18 protein-coding genes are annotated in these 15,634 nt (G+C 68.2%); 13 read left to right on the top strand and 5 right to left on the bottom strand.

Annotated features, from left to right (window positions below; genetic code table 11):
* Positions 1-22 precede the first annotated feature (22 nt).
* The 5 genes from OM960_RS02610 to uvrC all read left to right on the top strand — a co-directional run bounded on the left by OM960_RS02610 (position 23) and on the right by uvrC (position 4,968).
* Positions 23-907, top strand: a complete 885-nt coding sequence (locus OM960_RS02610; RefSeq protein ID WP_264770996.1) for a LysR family transcriptional regulator — start codon at positions 23-25, stop codon at positions 905-907.
* 126 nt (positions 908-1,033) lie between these two features.
* Positions 1,034-1,837, top strand: coding sequence for a S49 family peptidase (locus OM960_RS02605; RefSeq protein WP_264770995.1), 804 nt, complete (start codon positions 1,034-1,036; stop codon positions 1,835-1,837).
* A 1-nt stretch (position 1,838) separates the two neighbouring features.
* On the top strand, positions 1,839-2,003 hold the full coding sequence (locus OM960_RS02600; RefSeq protein ID WP_263335994.1) for a hypothetical protein: 165 nt from the start codon (positions 1,839-1,841) through the stop codon (positions 2,001-2,003).
* Positions 2,000-2,779, top strand: a complete 780-nt coding sequence (locus OM960_RS02595) for an SDR family oxidoreductase (protein WP_264770994.1) — start codon at positions 2,000-2,002, stop codon at positions 2,777-2,779. Before OM960_RS02600 ends, OM960_RS02595 begins: the two co-directional genes overlap by 4 nt.
* A 323-nt stretch (positions 2,780-3,102) precedes the next feature.
* A complete protein-coding gene (gene uvrC, locus OM960_RS02590; protein WP_263335998.1) occupies positions 3,103-4,968 on the top strand; it encodes an excinuclease ABC subunit UvrC in 1,866 nt (621 codons plus the stop codon).
* A gap of 44 nt (positions 4,969-5,012) precedes the next feature.
* Here uvrC and OM960_RS02585 read toward each other — a convergent pair whose 3' ends face one another.
* Entirely contained in the window at positions 5,013-5,597 is a 585-nt protein-coding gene (locus OM960_RS02585) for a hypothetical protein (RefSeq protein ID WP_263336002.1), read from the bottom strand.
* Positions 5,598-5,947: 350 nt separating this feature from the next.
* Here OM960_RS02585 and pgsA point away from each other — a divergent pair, with 350 nt between their 5' ends.
* Genes pgsA through OM960_RS02570 form a run of 3 tightly spaced genes read left to right on the top strand, consistent with a single transcriptional unit; the run spans position 5,948 to position 7,301 of the window.
* Positions 5,948-6,613 carry a CDP-diacylglycerol--glycerol-3-phosphate 3-phosphatidyltransferase gene (pgsA, locus tag OM960_RS02580; protein ID WP_263336003.1) on the top strand — a complete coding sequence of 222 codons (666 nt, stop codon included), beginning with the start codon at positions 5,948-5,950 and terminating at the stop codon, positions 6,611-6,613.
* Complete coding sequence (moaD, locus tag OM960_RS02575; RefSeq protein WP_263336005.1) at positions 6,610-6,858, top strand: molybdopterin converting factor subunit 1; 249 nt, start codon at positions 6,610-6,612, stop codon at positions 6,856-6,858. The genes pgsA and moaD overlap by 4 nt, the downstream gene beginning before the upstream one ends.
* A 2-nt stretch (positions 6,859-6,860) precedes the next feature.
* Entirely contained in the window at positions 6,861-7,301 is a 441-nt protein-coding gene (locus OM960_RS02570) for a molybdenum cofactor biosynthesis protein MoaE (RefSeq protein ID WP_264770993.1), read from the top strand.
* Positions 7,302-7,326: 25 nt separating this feature from the next.
* Here OM960_RS02570 and OM960_RS02565 read toward each other — a convergent pair whose 3' ends face one another.
* From OM960_RS02565 to ubiA, 3 genes are all read right to left on the bottom strand, one after another.
* Positions 7,327-7,653 (bottom strand): hypothetical protein, encoded by a 327-nt coding sequence (locus OM960_RS02565; protein WP_264770992.1) that lies wholly within the window; start codon positions 7,651-7,653, stop codon positions 7,327-7,329.
* A gap of 48 nt (positions 7,654-7,701) precedes the next feature.
* Positions 7,702-9,645, bottom strand: coding sequence for an OmpA family protein (locus OM960_RS02560; protein WP_264770991.1), 1,944 nt, complete (start codon positions 9,643-9,645; stop codon positions 7,702-7,704).
* Positions 9,646-9,725: 80 nt separating this feature from the next.
* Positions 9,726-10,691: a 4-hydroxybenzoate octaprenyltransferase gene (gene ubiA / locus OM960_RS02555; protein WP_264770990.1), complete on the bottom strand. Its 966-nt coding sequence runs from the start codon at positions 10,689-10,691 to the stop codon at positions 9,726-9,728.
* Positions 10,692-10,703: 12 nt separating this feature from the next.
* Between ubiA and OM960_RS02550 the strand changes: the two genes are divergently transcribed.
* From OM960_RS02550 to OM960_RS02530, 5 genes are all read left to right on the top strand, one after another.
* The gene (locus tag OM960_RS02550) at positions 10,704-11,429 is read left to right on the top strand and encodes a 16S rRNA (uracil(1498)-N(3))-methyltransferase (RefSeq protein ID WP_264770989.1); all 726 of its coding nucleotides are present in this window, start codon (positions 10,704-10,706) and stop codon (positions 11,427-11,429) included.
* Positions 11,426-12,133, top strand: coding sequence for a hypothetical protein (locus OM960_RS02545; RefSeq protein ID WP_263336018.1), 708 nt, complete (start codon positions 11,426-11,428; stop codon positions 12,131-12,133). Before OM960_RS02550 ends, OM960_RS02545 begins: the two co-directional genes overlap by 4 nt.
* A complete protein-coding gene (locus OM960_RS02540) occupies positions 12,130-12,966 on the top strand; it encodes a GNAT family N-acetyltransferase (RefSeq protein ID WP_264770988.1) in 837 nt (278 codons plus the stop codon). The genes OM960_RS02545 and OM960_RS02540 overlap by 4 nt, the downstream gene beginning before the upstream one ends.
* A complete protein-coding gene (locus OM960_RS02535; protein ID WP_264770987.1) occupies positions 12,963-13,472 on the top strand; it encodes a hypothetical protein in 510 nt (169 codons plus the stop codon). The genes OM960_RS02540 and OM960_RS02535 overlap by 4 nt, the downstream gene beginning before the upstream one ends.
* A gap of 114 nt (positions 13,473-13,586) precedes the next feature.
* Complete coding sequence (locus tag OM960_RS02530) at positions 13,587-14,957, top strand: glutamate--cysteine ligase (RefSeq protein ID WP_264770986.1); 1,371 nt, start codon at positions 13,587-13,589, stop codon at positions 14,955-14,957.
* On the opposite strand, the gene OM960_RS02525 is transcribed toward OM960_RS02530, so the two are convergent.
* Complete coding sequence (locus tag OM960_RS02525; RefSeq protein ID WP_263336030.1) at positions 14,951-15,376, bottom strand: DUF805 domain-containing protein; 426 nt, start codon at positions 15,374-15,376, stop codon at positions 14,951-14,953. The two genes, OM960_RS02530 and OM960_RS02525, sit on opposite strands and share 7 nt — an antisense overlap.
* Between the last annotated feature and the right edge of the window lie 258 nt (positions 15,377-15,634).

Below are 15,634 nucleotides of genomic sequence, written 5' to 3'. Positions count from 1 at the left end.
CTGCAACGCCTAGACTTGACCGATGCGGCTCGACTGGCTCGACGACCTTCTCGCGGTGCTCGACACCGGCTCCTTCGCCCGCGCGGCGGAGGCGCGCCACCTCACGCAATCGGCCTTCACCCGGCGCATCCGCGCGATCGAGGACAGCATCGGCGCCGAGCTCTTCGACCGCAACCGAAAGCCGGTGGCGCTCTTGCCCTCGGTACGGGCGCAGGAACCCGAGATGCGGGCGCTGGCCGCAGGCCTGAGGCGGCTCCGCGACACGCTCCGGCGCTCGGGCGCCGGCGGGGCCGGCGCGATCTCGCTCGCCTGCCAGCATGCGATCACCACCACGGTCTCGCCGCGGCTGGTGGCGCTTCTCACCGCGCAGGGCGGCCATTCGGTGCGGGTTCGTTCGGGCAACCGCGACGAATGCCTGCTGAAGCTGCTCGCGGGCGAGGTCGATTTCGCGGTGATGTACGCGCTGCCCGGAGAGCCCGCCCTGCCCGAGGAGCGCGGCTTCGACGCGGTGACGCTCGGGGCCGATACGTTCCTGCCGGTCGCGGCACCGGGCGTCGCCGGGGCCGCGGGCGACTGGCCGCTCATCGCCTATCCCGCCGACGTGTTCCTCGGCCAGATCATGGACCGCGCGATCCTGCCACGGGTCCCGGAGCGGATCCGCTTCGCGCGCCGGGCCGAGACAGCGCTCACGCTCGCCGCCTGCGAATACGCGCTCGCCGGGATCGGCATCGCCTGGCTGCCGCGCTCGATGGTCTCCGGGGCGCTCACCGACGGAAGGCTCGTCGCGCTTGACGACCGGCTGCCGGACCAGCGGCTCGACATCCGCATGATCCGGCTCGCGGGCGCCGCCGCCCCGGCGCTCGACACCGCGTGGGAGCGGATCGCGAAAGGCTGGGGCGGCGCGTGACGCGTTGACAGGGTGGCACCGCGAGCGGTTTGCCGAAGCGCGGCGGCGACGCTCTCGGCCTCGGGGCAAGTACCGGGCGAGCATCCTCTATTGTTCCCCGGCCCCGCGCGGATTACATCGGAACCCATGAAACGCTTCCTCCCCTTCCTCAAGTCGCCGCCGAAGGTCGCGGTGATCCGCCTGCAGGGCATCATCGGCGGCGCCGGACGGATGGCAGCCGGGCTCAACGACGCCACGCTCGCGCCGGTGATCGAGAAAGCTTTCCGGCGCGGCAAGCCCGCCGCCGTGGCGCTGGCGATCAATTCGCCGGGCGGCTCGCCGGTGCAATCGGCGCTGATCGCCGCCCGCATCCGCCGGCTGGCGGAGGAGAAGAAGGTCCCGGTCCATGCCTTCGTCGAGGATGTGGCGGCCTCGGGCGGCTACTGGCTGGCGACGGCGGGGGACGACATCTGGGTCGATGCCAGCTCGGTCCTCGGCTCGATCGGCGTGATCTCGGCCAGCTTCGGCTTTCCGGAGTTCCTCGCCCGCCACGGGATCGAGCGGCGCGTCCACACTGCGGGCGAGTCGAAGAGCTTCCTCGACCCGTTCCGCCCGGAAAAGCCCGAGGACGTGGCGCGGCTGCACGCGATCCTCTCCCCGATCCACGATGCCTTCAAGGCCCAGGTCGGCGGCCGGCGCGGTGCGCGGCTGGCCGGTGAGAAGGACCTCTTCACCGGCGACGTTTGGGTCGGTCAGGCAGCGGTCGACGAGGGGCTCGCCGACGGCGTCGCCCATCTCGTGCCGAAGCTGAAGGCGCTTTACGGCGAGAAGGTGAAGCTCGTGCCCTACGGCATGAAGCGGTCGATCTTCCAGCGCATCAGCGGCCGGATCCTCGGCGAGGCGCTCGACCAGATCGAGGAGCGTGCGCTCTGGGCGCGCTACGGGCTCTGAGATGGTCAAGGTCGTCACGTTCTTCCTGATCGGCATGGCAATCCTCGCCATCTTCGGCCGGCTGCGGTTCCCCCGCATCGGCACGGGACGCGGCGCGGCGCGCTGCCCGTCCTGCGGCCGGCCGCTGATCGGCCGCGGCCCCTGCGACTGTGGAGGCAAGGCATGAAACGCGCACTCGTCACCGGCGCCGCGCACCGGCTTGGCCGGGCCATGGCGCTCTACCTCGCCGGACGCGGCCACGACCTGGCAATCCATTACGCAAGCTCGGCAGAGTCCGCCGAGGCGCTGGCGGACGAAGCCCGCGCCTTGGGCGTGAAGGCCGTCCCGCTCCGGGCCGATCTTCTCATCGAGGCCGAGACGCGGGCGCTTGTGGGCCGCGCCGCCGAGGCGCTCGGCGGGCCGCTCACCGTGCTCGTCAACAACGCCTCGATCTTCGAATACGACAACATCCGCACCGCGACCCGGCAAAGCTGGGACCGCCACATCGAGTCGAACCTGCGCGCGCCGGTGGCGCTGACCCAGGACTTCGCGGCCCAGGCGCCGAAGGCGCTGCGCGACGCCGACGGTGAGCTTCGCGCGCAGGCGATGGTGATCAACATGCTCGACCAGCGGGTGCGCAAGCTCACGCCCGAGTTCATGTCCTACACGATCGCCAAGATGGGGCTCTGGGCCTTCACCCAGACCGCCGCGCGGGCGCTTGCCCCCGATATCCGGGTCAATGCGATCGGCCCCGGCTCGACCCTGCAGGGCGCCAAGCAGACCGAGGCCCAGTTCCGCGCCCAGCGCGCCGGATCGATCCTCGCGCGGGGCGCGAACCCCGAGGATATCTGTGCCGCGCTTGGATATTTCCTCGACGCGCCCGCGGTCACCGGCCAGTTACTCTGCGCGGACGGCGGCCAGCATCTCGGTTGGAAGACGCCCGATATTCTGGGTGTAGACTAGCAACTCTCAGCAGAAAATCGTAGCGCGCGGGCTTGACTTGTCCACCTGTAACGGCCGGGTAACGGGGGCGTTACGATTCTCCTAATGCTATCAGCGATTTGCCGCGATCACGAAAAAATCTGTTTATTTTCAGTTTCTTGAAGAGCGCCTAAAAATTAGGCAATCCGATGAAGCCTGCCGAAAACAAGGAAAATTTCCGAGCGCCCAAAACTTTTCACCAGAGTTATCCACAAAATCAGTGGACAGGTTTTCTCTTGATCCCGCGCCGTTAAGATTGCAGCCCGGCGGAGGGAATCGGAGCCGGAAGGGAAAGGCGCACGCGCATGACTGAAGTGACGTTGGGGCAACTTTCAGGCCATGCCCTGATCCAGTCCCACCTCAAGTCCCTGACCGCCCAGCCGGGGGTCTACCGGATGCTCGATGCCGAGGGGCGGGTGCTCTATGTCGGCAAGGCGCGCAACCTGAAGGCGCGGGTTTCGAACTATGCCCGCCCCACGGGCCATTCCGCGCGGATCCAGCGCATGATCCACGCGACCCATGCGATGATGTTCCTGACCACACGTACCGAGACCGAGGCGCTGCTGCTCGAACAGAACCTGATCAAACAGCTCAAGCCCTATTTCAACGTGCTCCTGCGCGACGACAAGTCGTTCCCGAACATCCTCGTCTCGAAGGAACATCCCTTTCCCCAGATCAAGAAGCACCGCGGCGCGAAGAAGGAGAAGGGCGACTATTACGGCCCCTTCGCGAGCGCGGGCGCGGTGAACCGGACGCTGAACCAGCTGCAGAAGGTGTTCCTGCTCCGGAACTGCTCGGACGCGATGTTCTCCAGCCGCACCCGGCCCTGCCTCCTTTACCAGATCAAGCGCTGCGCCGCGCCCTGCGTAGGGTACGTCGACGAGGCCGAATACGGCGCGCTCGTCGCCGATGCCGAACGCTTCCTGCAGGGCCGCTCGACCCAGGTCCAGGCTAAGCTCGCCCAGGAGATGGCGGCGGCCTCCGAGGCGCTGGAGTTCGAGCGCGCCGCAGCTTTGCGCGACCGGATCAAGGCGCTGACCCAGGTCCAGCAGGTGCAGGGGATCAACCCGCGCGGCGTCACCGAGGCAGATGTGGTTGCGCTGCACATGGAAGGCGGCCAGGCCTGCGTGCAGGTCTTCTTCATCCGCGCCAACCAGAGCTGGGGCAACCGCGACTTCTACCCAAAGACCGGCTCGGGCGCCGAGGAGGCCGAGGTGCTGGAGGCCTTCCTCGGCCAGTTCTACGCCGACAAGGCGCCGCCGCGCCTCATCCTCCTCAGCCATCCGATCGAGGATGCCGACCTGATGACCGAGCTTCTCTCCGACCGCGCCGGCCGCAAGGTCGAGATCGCGGTGCCGCAGCGGGGCGAGAAGGCGGAGCTTGTGGAGAACGCCGCCCGCAATGCCCGCGAGAGCCTCGGCCGCCGGATGAGCGAGAGCGCGGCGCAGTCGAAGCTCCTTGAAGGCCTCGCCGAGGCCTTCGACCTCGACGCACCCCCGCGCCGGATCGAGGTCTACGACAACTCCCATATCCAGGGCACGAACGCGGTCGGCGGCATGATCGTGGCGGGGCCGGAAGGCTTCGTGAAGGGCCAGTATCGCAAGTTCAACATCAAGGGCACCGACCTCACCCCCGGCGACGATTTCGGCATGATGAAGGAGGTGCTGACTCGGCGCTTCGCCCGGCTCCTGAAAGAGGATCCGGACCGCGAGGGCGAGGCCTGGCCCGACCTCCTGCTGATCGACGGCGGTGCCGGGCAGGTCTCGGCCGTGGCCGGGATCATGGCGGAGATGGGGGTCGAGGACATCGCCATGATCGGCGTCGCCAAGGGCATCGACCGCGACGCCGGCAAGGAGGAGTTCCACCGCCCCGGCAAGCGCCCCTTCGCGCTGCCGCACAATTCGCCGGTGCTCTACTTCGTCCAGCGGCTGCGCGACGAGGCGCATCGCTGGGCGATCGGCGCCCACCGCGCGAAGCGCGCCAAATCGGTGGGCGCGACGCCTTTGGACGAAGTGCCGGGGATCGGCGCCGCGCGCAAACGCGCCCTGCTTCAGCATTTCGGCTCGGCGAAGGCGGTGAGCCGAGCCGGTTTGGAGGATCTGAAGGCCGTCGACGGCATTTCCGAGACCATCGCCCAGACGGTCTACGATTTCTTCCACGCGCAGGGATAGGGTGTGGCCGGGCGGTGCATCGCCGCCGCCCGGACGTCGCAATCTTACCCGGAATGATGCTCGCAAGTCACGTTCGGGTTGAACGGATTCAGCTCGCCGCTCGGGTTGTCGCGGAACAGCCAGACATGCTGGTCGAAATGCGGCATGAAGCCGTGGGCCTCGTCGCCCTCGGTCGCCGGATCATCGACCATGTGATCCCAGGGCCGGCCGTTCAGCACTGGCCCCTCGGTGTTGCCGGCTTCCATCCAGGACTTCTCGAACACGAGGTTCTCGATTCCGACGAGTTCCATCGACCCGTCGGCCTGCGGTTCGTAGAGCAGGACCGCGGGTTGATTGAAGTCGGTATGGGTGCCGGTGCCGTCCACGCGCTCGGTTCCCTGCACGATCCCGAGCAGGTCCGGACGCAGGTAATGGATCCCCATCGCGCCCCATTCCGCCGGCAGCCCCTCGTGCGCGGCCGAGACGCAATGGCCGCTCGGATCGGGAATGTAGCCCTCTCCGAGAGCGACGTTGACGTCCTTGTATTTCTCCGTCGCGGCACGGAGTGCGTCGAGGTCGTAATCGTCGCCGAAGGCGACTGACGGCAGGCTCACGGCCAGTGCGGCGGCGGCCAAAATCGTATGTTTCATACTGGTCCCTCCAAATCTGTCCGTCCCGGCCGTAACGACTCGGGGAACGGACTCCAGCAATCTACCACAGCACCATTCCGGGGAGCAGGGCGTTGTCGCGTTCCGCGACAGCGATGCCTGTGGCGCCGCGCCAGCCTCGGACCCGGTCACGGCGCGGTTCGCGCGCGGTGACGCATATCCGTTCACTCCGCCCATAGGGCACGGCGCGGCAGGTGGCGAACCGATCCTTTAATCCCCACACATATTCACCTAATTCAAATGGTTATGCACAACCTCGCGACTGACGCGCGAAAGCCATGGCCTGCGTTATCCCTCTTTTCCCCCGACGCGCCTGCGGCTAGGGTGCCGCCATGAATTTGACGATCCCGAACACCCTGACGGTGCTCCGTCTTCTCGCCGCGCCCGGCGTCGCGGTGATGTTCCTCTATTTCCATCGCCCCTGGGCGGATTGGTTTGCGCTTGCCCTGTTCATCACCGCCGCGATCACCGATTTCTTCGACGGCTACCTCGCCCGCGCCTGGGGCCAGGAATCGCGGCTCGGCGCGATGCTCGATCCGATTGCCGACAAGGCGATGGTTGTGATCGCGATCATGGTGCTCACCGGCTATTCGGGCATGAATCCCTGGCTGATCCTGCCCGCCGCGCTGATCCTTTTCCGCGAGGTCTTCGTCTCGGGCCTGCGCGAGTATCTCGGCTCCTCGGCAGGACTTCTCAAGGTCACCAAGCTCGCCAAGTGGAAGACGCTGGCGCAGATGGTGGCAATCGCGGTGCTGTTCCTCGGCACCGGGCTCGAGCATCTCGAGGGCATCGCCCGGCGCGGCCTGACGCCGGAGGAATATGCCGAGCTGGTGACCGCCGGCCTCGCCGATCCGATCCGCTCCTGCGGGGTGCGCGGCTGTTCGTCCTATGCGACGATGGCGGGCCTGACCTTGATCTGGATCGCCGCGGTACTCACATTCCTCACCGGATGGGACTATTTCCGCAAGGCGCTGCCGTTCCTGAAGGACGACGCATGATCGACGTGCTCTATTTCGCCTGGGTCCGGGAACGGATCGGCTGCCCGCGCGAACGGGTCGACACCGATGCCGCGACCGTCGCCGAGCTCGTCGAGGAGCTGAAAGCGCGCGAGGACCGCTACGCGGCGGCCTTCGCCGATGTCTCGGCGCTCCGCGTCGCACTCGACCAGGAACTGTCGGAGTTCTCCGCGCCGCTCGACGGCGTGCGCGAGGTCGCGTTCTTCCCGCCGATGACCGGGGGCTGAGGGTGCGTGTCCGGGTCCAGGCCGAGCCCTTCGACTACGGTGCGGAATGCGCGGGCTTCGGACAGGGCGGGCGCGATGTCGGCGCCGTGGTCACCTTCCTCGGCGTCGTGCGCGACGACAAGGGCACGCTCGCGCGGATGGAGATCGAGCATTATCCGGGCATGACCGAGAAGGCGATCGCCGCGATCGCCGAAGAGGCGCGGACGCGCTGGAACCTCGCCGACGTCCTCGTGATCCACCGCCACGGCGCCCTCGTGCCGGGCGAGGCGATCATGATGGTCGCGACCGCGGCGCGCCACCGCGTCGCCGCCTTCGCCGCGGCGGAGTTCCTGATGGACTACCTGAAGTCCCGCGCCCCCTTCTGGAAGAAGGAGTTCGGCCCGGACGGAGCCGAATGGGTCGCCGCGAAGGACGACGACGAGGACGCGCTGCGGCGCTGGTGAAGCGCCGCGACCGCGGTCCGACCGGTTATCCCGCGTTCAGCTTCTCGATATAGGTGCGCAGCTCCTCGGCTTCGTGGCGGGCGTCGCGCAGCCCGTCCATCGCCGCCTTCAACTCCGCCTGACTCTGGTGGAGCTGGTTGACTAGCTCGGCTTCCCGCTCCTCGAGCGTGACAACTGCGCTGTCGCGGGCTTCCTCGGCGTCGTGCAGGTCGCGCGCCATCTTCTCCAGTTCACCCATGTCGGCCTGCGTGACCCGGCTCAGCCGGTGCAGAAGCCAGCAGGCGAACCAGCCGAGCGCGAAGGCCACGAACAAGATGATGGCGGTCGCTATGATGAATTCGGTTCTGTTCATGTCTGCCCTTTGCCGCGCCCGAAACTGTCGGTCAAGTCTACGTCGTGCCTACTGCTCCGGCCGCGGCTTCGGCCGCACGGTCTTGTCGTCGGGGGTCTGGATCGCGACCGCGACCTCCTCCGCCGTCCCCTCGCCGGCTCCGTCGACGGCAGTATCCGCCGCGGCGCCGATCAGCCGGAACTCGATCCGCCGGTTCGCCTCGCGGCCCGCCTCGGTGCCGTTGTCGCCGATCGGCACCGTCTCGCCAAAGCCCACCGCCGTCAGGTTGCCGGTCAGCACCCGGCGCGACTGCAGCGCCGCGACCACCGCCTGGGCGCGGTCCTGGCTGAGGTCGAGGTTCATCTCCTCACGCCCCTGGCTGTCGGTATGGCCGCCGATCTCGATCGGGAAATCGGCGCAGTCCTTCATCCGCTCGGCGATCTGGTCGAGCGTCTTGGCCGCGTCGGGCGCGAACTGAGCCGAGCCCGGCTCGAAGTTGATCTTGTGCGCGGCGAGCATCGCGTTGATCTCGGCCACGCATTCCTCGGCCGTGGGCAGGCCCAGAAGCGGGTCCAGCGCCTCGTCGTAGCGGATGTCGAGGTCGTATTGCTGGGTCTCGCCGAGCTTGTCCGACAGGATCCGCGCGACGGTATCGCTCGCCGTGGTGGAGCCGGTGACGCCGGTCAGGCGAATGATCTCGGGCCGGACCGTGACGCTGCCGCTGTCGAGCTCGCCCAGCGCCTCGAGCGCGGAGAGGGTGCGCAGCGGCCAGCCCGCGGGCACGCCCGGGTCGAGCCGGGTCGCGACATGCACATCCGCCGCGCCGAACCGGGCGTTGGCGTAGCTGACGACGGCGTCGCGGGCGCGCTGGTCGCCAAGCCGGCCCCGCAGCTCCAGCCGGCCCTCGGGCGAGAGCACTGCGCTGAACTCCATCGCGCCGCCGGCGGCCTCGGCCTGGGGTTTCGGCGTCAGCACCGCATGGAGCGAAAACACCTCGGGCAGGTTCGACTCGAGCTCGCCGAGGACGCGGTCGAAGGCCTCCGGGCTGACCGTTTCGGAGGCAATGAGCGAAACGTCGGCATCCGAATAGGTGATCGAACCGGCACCGAGCTGACCCAACGCGGCAATGCCCATCGTGACGGCATCGCCCCAAGCCGGCGTCGGCACGCCAAGGCCGATCGTGCAGGCGATCTTGCCGGTCGCCCCGGCCTCGGTCGCGGCGGCAAGGATACGGTCGCGCGTGTGCTCGCTGTCGGCCGAGCAGGCGTCGAACCGCGCGCCGTCGCCGTCGACGAGGAAGCGCAGCGTGAAGGGTGTGATCACCGGCCGTGGCGCCGAGATGTCGAGCACGAGCTTCACACCGCGCGGCGCCTTGCGGGCCAGTTCCGCCTCGAGCCGCGCCTTTTGTGCGGCGCTGTCGCCGATCGCGGTGATCGAAATGCGCTCGGCGCTGATAGAAACCTTGGCGCGCGGCAGCCTGGCGAGCGCCTCGATGCCGAAACGGACGGCCTCGTTCCAGCCCTCGGGCACCGGGTGATCGGCGCTTTCGAGCATGTCGGTCACCGCCCCCGCCCCGGCCAGTTCGCCGAGATCGGTAACTATCGCCTCCCGGTCCTCGGTTTCGGGTACGAGACCAATGAGCGAGATCCCGTCGCCGTTGCGCAGGATCTCGATGGTGAAGTCGGGCGCCTCCAGCTCGGCGGCGAGGGTCACGTCCATCGCGTCGGTCAGGCGGTCCGCATCGACGATCGTGCCGGCGACCGAGAGCGCGCGGAACCGGGCGGCCTCGGTCGGCGCGGTGCCGGAGAGGATCACCTGCAACCCGTCGGTGGCGACGGCAGCCCAGTTGTGGCCCGCGGTGGTGAGCGCCTCGCCCACGCCCTCGGCCGAACGCCGCTCGATCACCGCGGCGGTCCAGCTCGCCGTCGCGATGCTCAGCGCGGCGGCCAAGAGGAAGGCCGATGCCGCGAGCGCGTTCGGCGTGGCTTCGGCCGGGTTCAGATGGCGCGTCAACGGCGAAAGGCGCATGGGATCGGACCAGGGTGACCGCGGAGGAACGCGCCTTCCTTAAGCGCCGCCTCCCGCGGGATCAATCACAGGAACGCGGCCACGGCAAGAAACAGCGCAGCGATCAGGCCGGTGTCGCGATTGGCGCGGAAAATCGTCAGGCAGTTCGCGGGATCGTCGATATCGAGCCGGCGCATCTGCCAGAGAAGATGCCAGCCCACCGCCCAGGGTCCGGCGAGCGCGACGGCAAGCTTCACCGGGCCGGCCGCCGGCAAGATCGCCGCGAGAATCGCCGTCGTCATCAGCGCCACGGTGGACATCAGGAACAGCCCGAGCCACTTGCCGGTCGCCGCGCCGAAGAGCCGCGCGGTGGACTTCACGCCGATCAGCACGTCGTCCTCCTTGTCCTGATGGGCATAGATCGTGTCGTAGAAGAGCGTCCAGGCGATGCCCGCGGCATAAAGCAGGACCGCGGCCCAGGTGACAGTGCCGGAATGGGCAGCGTAGGCGAGGACGGCGCCCCAGTTGAAGGCGAGGCCGAGGAAGAGCTGCGGCCACCAAGTGAAGCGCTTGGCGAAGGGATAGATCCCGACGAGGCCGAGCGAGGAGAGGCCGAGCAGGATCGCGACCCAGTTGAAGGAAAAGAGCACGAGCGCGGCGAGCCCCATCTGCGCGAACATCCAGACCAGCGCCTGTTTCACACTGACCTGCCCCGAGGGGATCGGCCGCGACCGCGTGCGCGCCACGGCGGCATCGAAGTCGCGGTCGGTGATGTCGTTCCAGGTGCAGCCCGCCCCGCGCATCAGCCAGGCGCCGAGCGCACAGCCGAGGATGATCCAGAGATCCCAGAGCCGCCAGCCATCCTGCGCCGCCGCGAGCGCCACGCCCCACCAGCAGGGCAGCAGCAGGAGCCAGGTGCCGATCGGACGGTCGGCGCGCGCGAGCCTCAGATAGGGGCGGGCGAATTCCGGCGCGTGGCGGTCGACCCAGTTGCCCTTCACCGCGTCGGCGACCTGTCCGGCGGGCTCTGGCGTTTCGTCGGGCGCACTCATAAGGTCGGCCTCATGGCATTGGCGAAGATCAGGCTCTGTGTAGACCAGCCGCTCGGGGCGGGGCAATCGGTTCTCCTGACCGAGGCGCAGGCGCACTACCTTTTCGGGGTGATGCGCGAGGGCGTCGGGACGCAGGTGCTGCTCTTCAACGGACAGGACGGCGAATGGCTGGCCGAGGTCAGCGAGGCCGCGAAGAAGCGCGGGACACTGCTCTGCGTTGAGGCGACGCGGGCACAGACCGTGCTTCCCGATCTCTGGCTCCTCTTCGCGCCGGTGAAAAAGGCGCGGACCGATTTCATCGTCGAGAAGGCGGTGGAGCTGGGCGTCGCGCGGCTCCAGCCGGTGCTGACCGAGTTCACCAATTCCGAACGCTTCCGCCGCGACAAGGCCGAGGCGCATGTCCGCGAGGCGGCCGAGCAATGCGGCGCGCTCGCTCTGCCTGCGGTCGAGGACGCGGCACCGCTCTCCCGCGTGCTGGCCGGCTGGGATCCGGCGCGGCGCATCCTCTGGGCCGACGAATCCGAGGCCGGCGCCGCGACGACGTTCGCGGGCCTCGCCCCCGGCCCCTGGGCGATCCTCATCGGGCCGGAGGGCGGCTTCTCGGAGACCGAGCGCACAAGGCTCCGGGCCTTGCCCTACATCCGCCCGGTCGCGCTCGGCCCGCGCATCCTGCGCGCCGAGACCGCCGCGCTGGCGGCGATCACGCTCTGGCAGACACATCTGGGGGACTGGCGGTGACCCAGGATCCGGTCGTCCGGCTGCACCTCTACTTTGCCCGCGACAACGACCGCGCGGTGATCCTGCGGCAGGGGCCGTCGAAGCAGTTCCGGCTGATCCTCTGGCACCGCGACACCGACACTTTCGAGGACGGCCAGTGGCTGAAGCACAAGGTCTATCCCGAACGCTGCGACCTCTCGCCGGACGGGCGGCATTTCCTCTACTTCGCGCTGAACGGTGACTGGTCCGGCGTGTCCGAGGGCGCCTATTCCGCGCTGTCGCGGCCGCCCTATTTCACCGCGCTGGCGCTCTTTCCCGAAGGCAGCACCTGGGGCGGCGGCGGGCGGTTTCTCGACAATGTGCACTATGTCGCCGTCGGAGGCGCCGACGTGATCGGCCGCGACGACGGGCTCGTGCGGCTCTACCAGCGCACACCCGACAAGGACTGCCCGACCGGGCTTCGCACGGTGGACGGGCGCCCCGCGAAGATCGGCAAGGCCAAGGCCGAACGCGCCTTCCTGCGCGAACTGCCGCCCGATCCTGCGCTGTCGCTCTACGACACGCTCGGCGGCCGACTCCACCGGCGGCGCGGGAATGACCTGGAACTGATCCGCGATTTCACCGAGATGACATTCGAGCCGATCCGCGCGCCCTATGACTGGCGCGAGCCGCACGCGGAGGGGACGGCAGAGCCGTGGCATCCCCTTGGAAGAGAGGAGGGATGAGACGTGCAGGCCCGACAGACCTTCCAGCGATCCGCGCCTTCCTCGGTGCGCGGGTGGAGAGGGCGATGTTTCCCCTGTCGAATCTCGACCGGTTCGGCCTTGACGGCGAGGCTGACTATGCGCCCTCGATGTGGGTCGCCGAACAGGACGGCGCGGTGGGCGGCGTCCTGACCGTCGGACGCGGGGGAATGGTGATGCCGAACCTGGCGGGAAACGATCCCGCCGCTGCGATCGACATTCTTCGTGGACGCGCGGTTTCCGGCCTGATCGGCCCAATGGAGGAGGTGCGTCCCCTGTTGGCAGCCCTCGGCATTGCAGGATATCCGGCCACGCTCGACCGCGATGAAACGCATTTCGCGCTCGACCTCGACGACCTGACGGTGCCGGAGGGCGAAGGCAGCCTGGCTACGCTTGCGGCCGCCGATCCCGAGGAGATGATCCGCTGGCGCGCCGACTACAATGTAGAGGCGAATGGTTTGCCGCACGTGAAGGCTGAGAAGGAAGCCCGGGCTTCATACCAGAGTTATATCGCTGCGGGGTCTCACCGGGTCCTCATGGCGGGTGGCCGTCCGCTCGCCACCTCCGGTTTCAACGCCTTCCTGCCCGATATCGTCCAGATCGGCGGCGTCTATACCCCTCCTTCCCTTCGCGGGCGCGGTCATGCCCGGCGGGTCGTGGCGCTGCACCTGGCCGAGGCGCGGGCGCGGGGGGTGACACGGGCGACGCTCTTCTCCGGCTCCGATATGGCGTCACGGGCCTATCGGGCCATTGGTTTCCGGCGGATCGGGCAGTGGACGCTTGTGATCTTCGACGTCAAACCGGTGGTGTCATGATCCGGCCCGAGGTCAAGGCGCATCTTCATCGCTGGCGCGAGGTGATCGCGGCCGCCGCCACCTGGCTATTCGCGCTCTGGCTCTTCTGGCTCGGCGGCTGGTTCCTGCAGGGGCTCGGGGTGATCGGCGCAATACTCGCCCTTGGCTGGGGGGTGATCGCGCTCCGTCGGCTGCGCTTCCTGCGCTCCGTTGCCGCCCCGGGCGTGGTCGAGGTCGACGAGGGGCAGGTCGGCTACTGGGGCCCAAGCTTCGGCGGCTTCGTGGCGCTGGCCGATCTGGTCGAGGTCCGGCTCACCGAGTTCCACGGCACGAGGCAATGGCGGCTCCGCACCGCCTCGGGCGAGGTTCTGACGGTGCCGGTGGACGCGGCCGGAGCGGAGAAGCTCTACGACGCCTTCGCGGCCCTTCCCGGCATCGACATGGCCGCGCTCACCGCCGCGCTCGACCGGGGAGTCGCGACCCTGCCCCTGTGGAAACGCGCCGACCGATCGCTGCCGGGTCGGTAAGCGATCACGAAGTGTCATGTTTTCGCACAGACAATCCGCGCGTGGTGGGCTTGACTCGGCGCGCATGGCACTTCAGGTCTATGCGTCCCTGTCAGCCAGAAGATCGAGGCCCCCATGTCCATACCCCAATCAGGCGGAGGCCCGGTCGAACGGTTCGAACAGCTTGCCGAATACCTCGAAGCCGGTTGCAAGCCCAAGGACGACTGGCGCATCGGCACCGAGCACGAGAAGTTCGGCTATTGCAAGGACACGCTGAAGCCCCTGCCCTATGACGGGCCGCGCTCGATCAAGGCGATGCTGGAAGGCATCCGCGACCGCTTCGGCTGGGACCCGATCGAGGAGCAGGGCAACATCATCGGCCTGACCAAGGACGGCGCGAACATCAGCCTCGAACCCGGCGGCCAGTTCGAGCTTTCGGGCGCGCCGCTGGAGACGATCCACCAGACCTGCGACGAGGTGAACGCGCATCTGCGCGACGTCCAGAGCGTCGCCGACGAGATCGGCGCGCGGTTCATCGGCCTCGGCGCCGCGCCCGAATGGACCCATGACCAGATGCCGATGATGCCCAAGGGGCGCTATCGGCTGATGACCGACTACATGGGCCGCGTCGGTACGCATGGCACACAGATGATGTACCGCACCTGCACCGTGCAGGTGAATCTCGACTTCGGCTCCGAGGCCGACATGGTCAAGAAGCTGCGGGTGGCGCTGGCGCTGCAACCCGTCGCCACCGCCTTGTTCGCCAACTCGCCCTTCTTCGAGGGCAAGGTGAACGGCCACAAGTCCTGGCGGAGCCGGATCTGGCGCGACCTCGATCCGGCGCGCACCGGCACGCTGCCCTTCGTCTTCGAGGACGGCATGGGCTTCCAGCGCTATGTCGACTACGCGCTCGATGTGCCGATGTATTTCGTCTATCGCGACGGCAGGTACATCAACGCGCTCGGCCAGTCGTTCCGCGACTTCCTGAACGGCGAGCTGCCGGCGCTGCCGGGCGAGAAGCCGACGCTTTCGGACTGGGCCGACCACCTCACCACGATCTTCCCCGAGGCGCGGCTGAAGAAGTTCATCGAGATGCGCGGCGCCGACGGCGGCCCGTGGCGCCGGCTCTGCGCCCTGCCCGCGCTCTGGGTCGGGATGCTCTACGACGGAACCGCACTCGATGCAGCCTGGGATCTCGCCAAGGGCTGGGACACGCAGACGCGCGAGGCTCTGCGCGTCGCGGCTTCGGTCGACGGGCTGCAGGCGGAAACCCACGGCGTGCGGATGCACGACCTCGCCCGCGAGGTGGTGGCGATCGCCGAGGCCGGGCTCAAGGCCCGCGCCCGGCCCGGCGCCGGCGGCATGGTGCCGGACGAGACCCATTTCCTCAACGCGCTGCAGGAGAGCATCGAGACCGGCAAGGTGCCGGCCGACGAGCTCCTGGAGAAGTATCACGGCGAATGGGGCGGCGATCTCAACCGCATCTACGCCGAATACAGCTACTGACGCCGCACCTGCGGCATCGAGGACGGGCCGTAGCCGCCGCCCAGGGGATCGGCGCCGTGATCGTTCGGCCCCTCGTCGCCCTGGGTCGCGAACCACCAGATCAGGATGATCCAGCCGATGATCGGGATCAGCCAGATCAGGAGCCACCAGCCCGACCGGCCGGTGTCATGCAGTCGGCGCACGCTGACGGCGAGCGACGGCAGGATCACCGCGAGCCCGTATAGCGAAGAGAGTGGCTGAATCGGGCCTGCATCCATCATGCCGTGGCCGAAGCCGAACAGGATGCCGTCGACCACGCTCAGCACGATGTTGGCGAGGAAGTTAAAGAGCGTGAACCACCAGAATTCCGCGCGCCGCGCACGTCCCGAAAAAGTCGCGTATTTCGAAAAGCATGTGCGAACGGCGGTCTGAAAATCCATGATCGGGCACCCTTCCTGACGCGCGCAGCCTCCCCCGAGAGGGGCGGCTTGTAAAGGGGGGCATGGCCTGTTCCTGCGCGATGGTGCGGACTCCGTTCAGGTGTGGGGTGAGCCTTACCGCTGCGACTGGCGTGGCCGGCGAAGCCGCACCGGATGGCGAAGCCGACAACCGCACGGCCTCGGATACCGGCGGTCGGGTTCGTCACGCGACGACCTGGCGCACGTTTCCCGGGTCGCCGACAAGCTTCTGCAGATCCG

It is taken from the genome of Defluviimonas salinarum, from assembly GCF_026013545.1.
GTDB classification, from domain to species: Bacteria; Pseudomonadota; Alphaproteobacteria; order Rhodobacterales; family Rhodobacteraceae; genus Albidovulum; species Albidovulum salinarum.
Note: the sequence above shows the minus strand (reverse complement) of the source record. Positions and strands in the feature narration are given on the sequence as shown.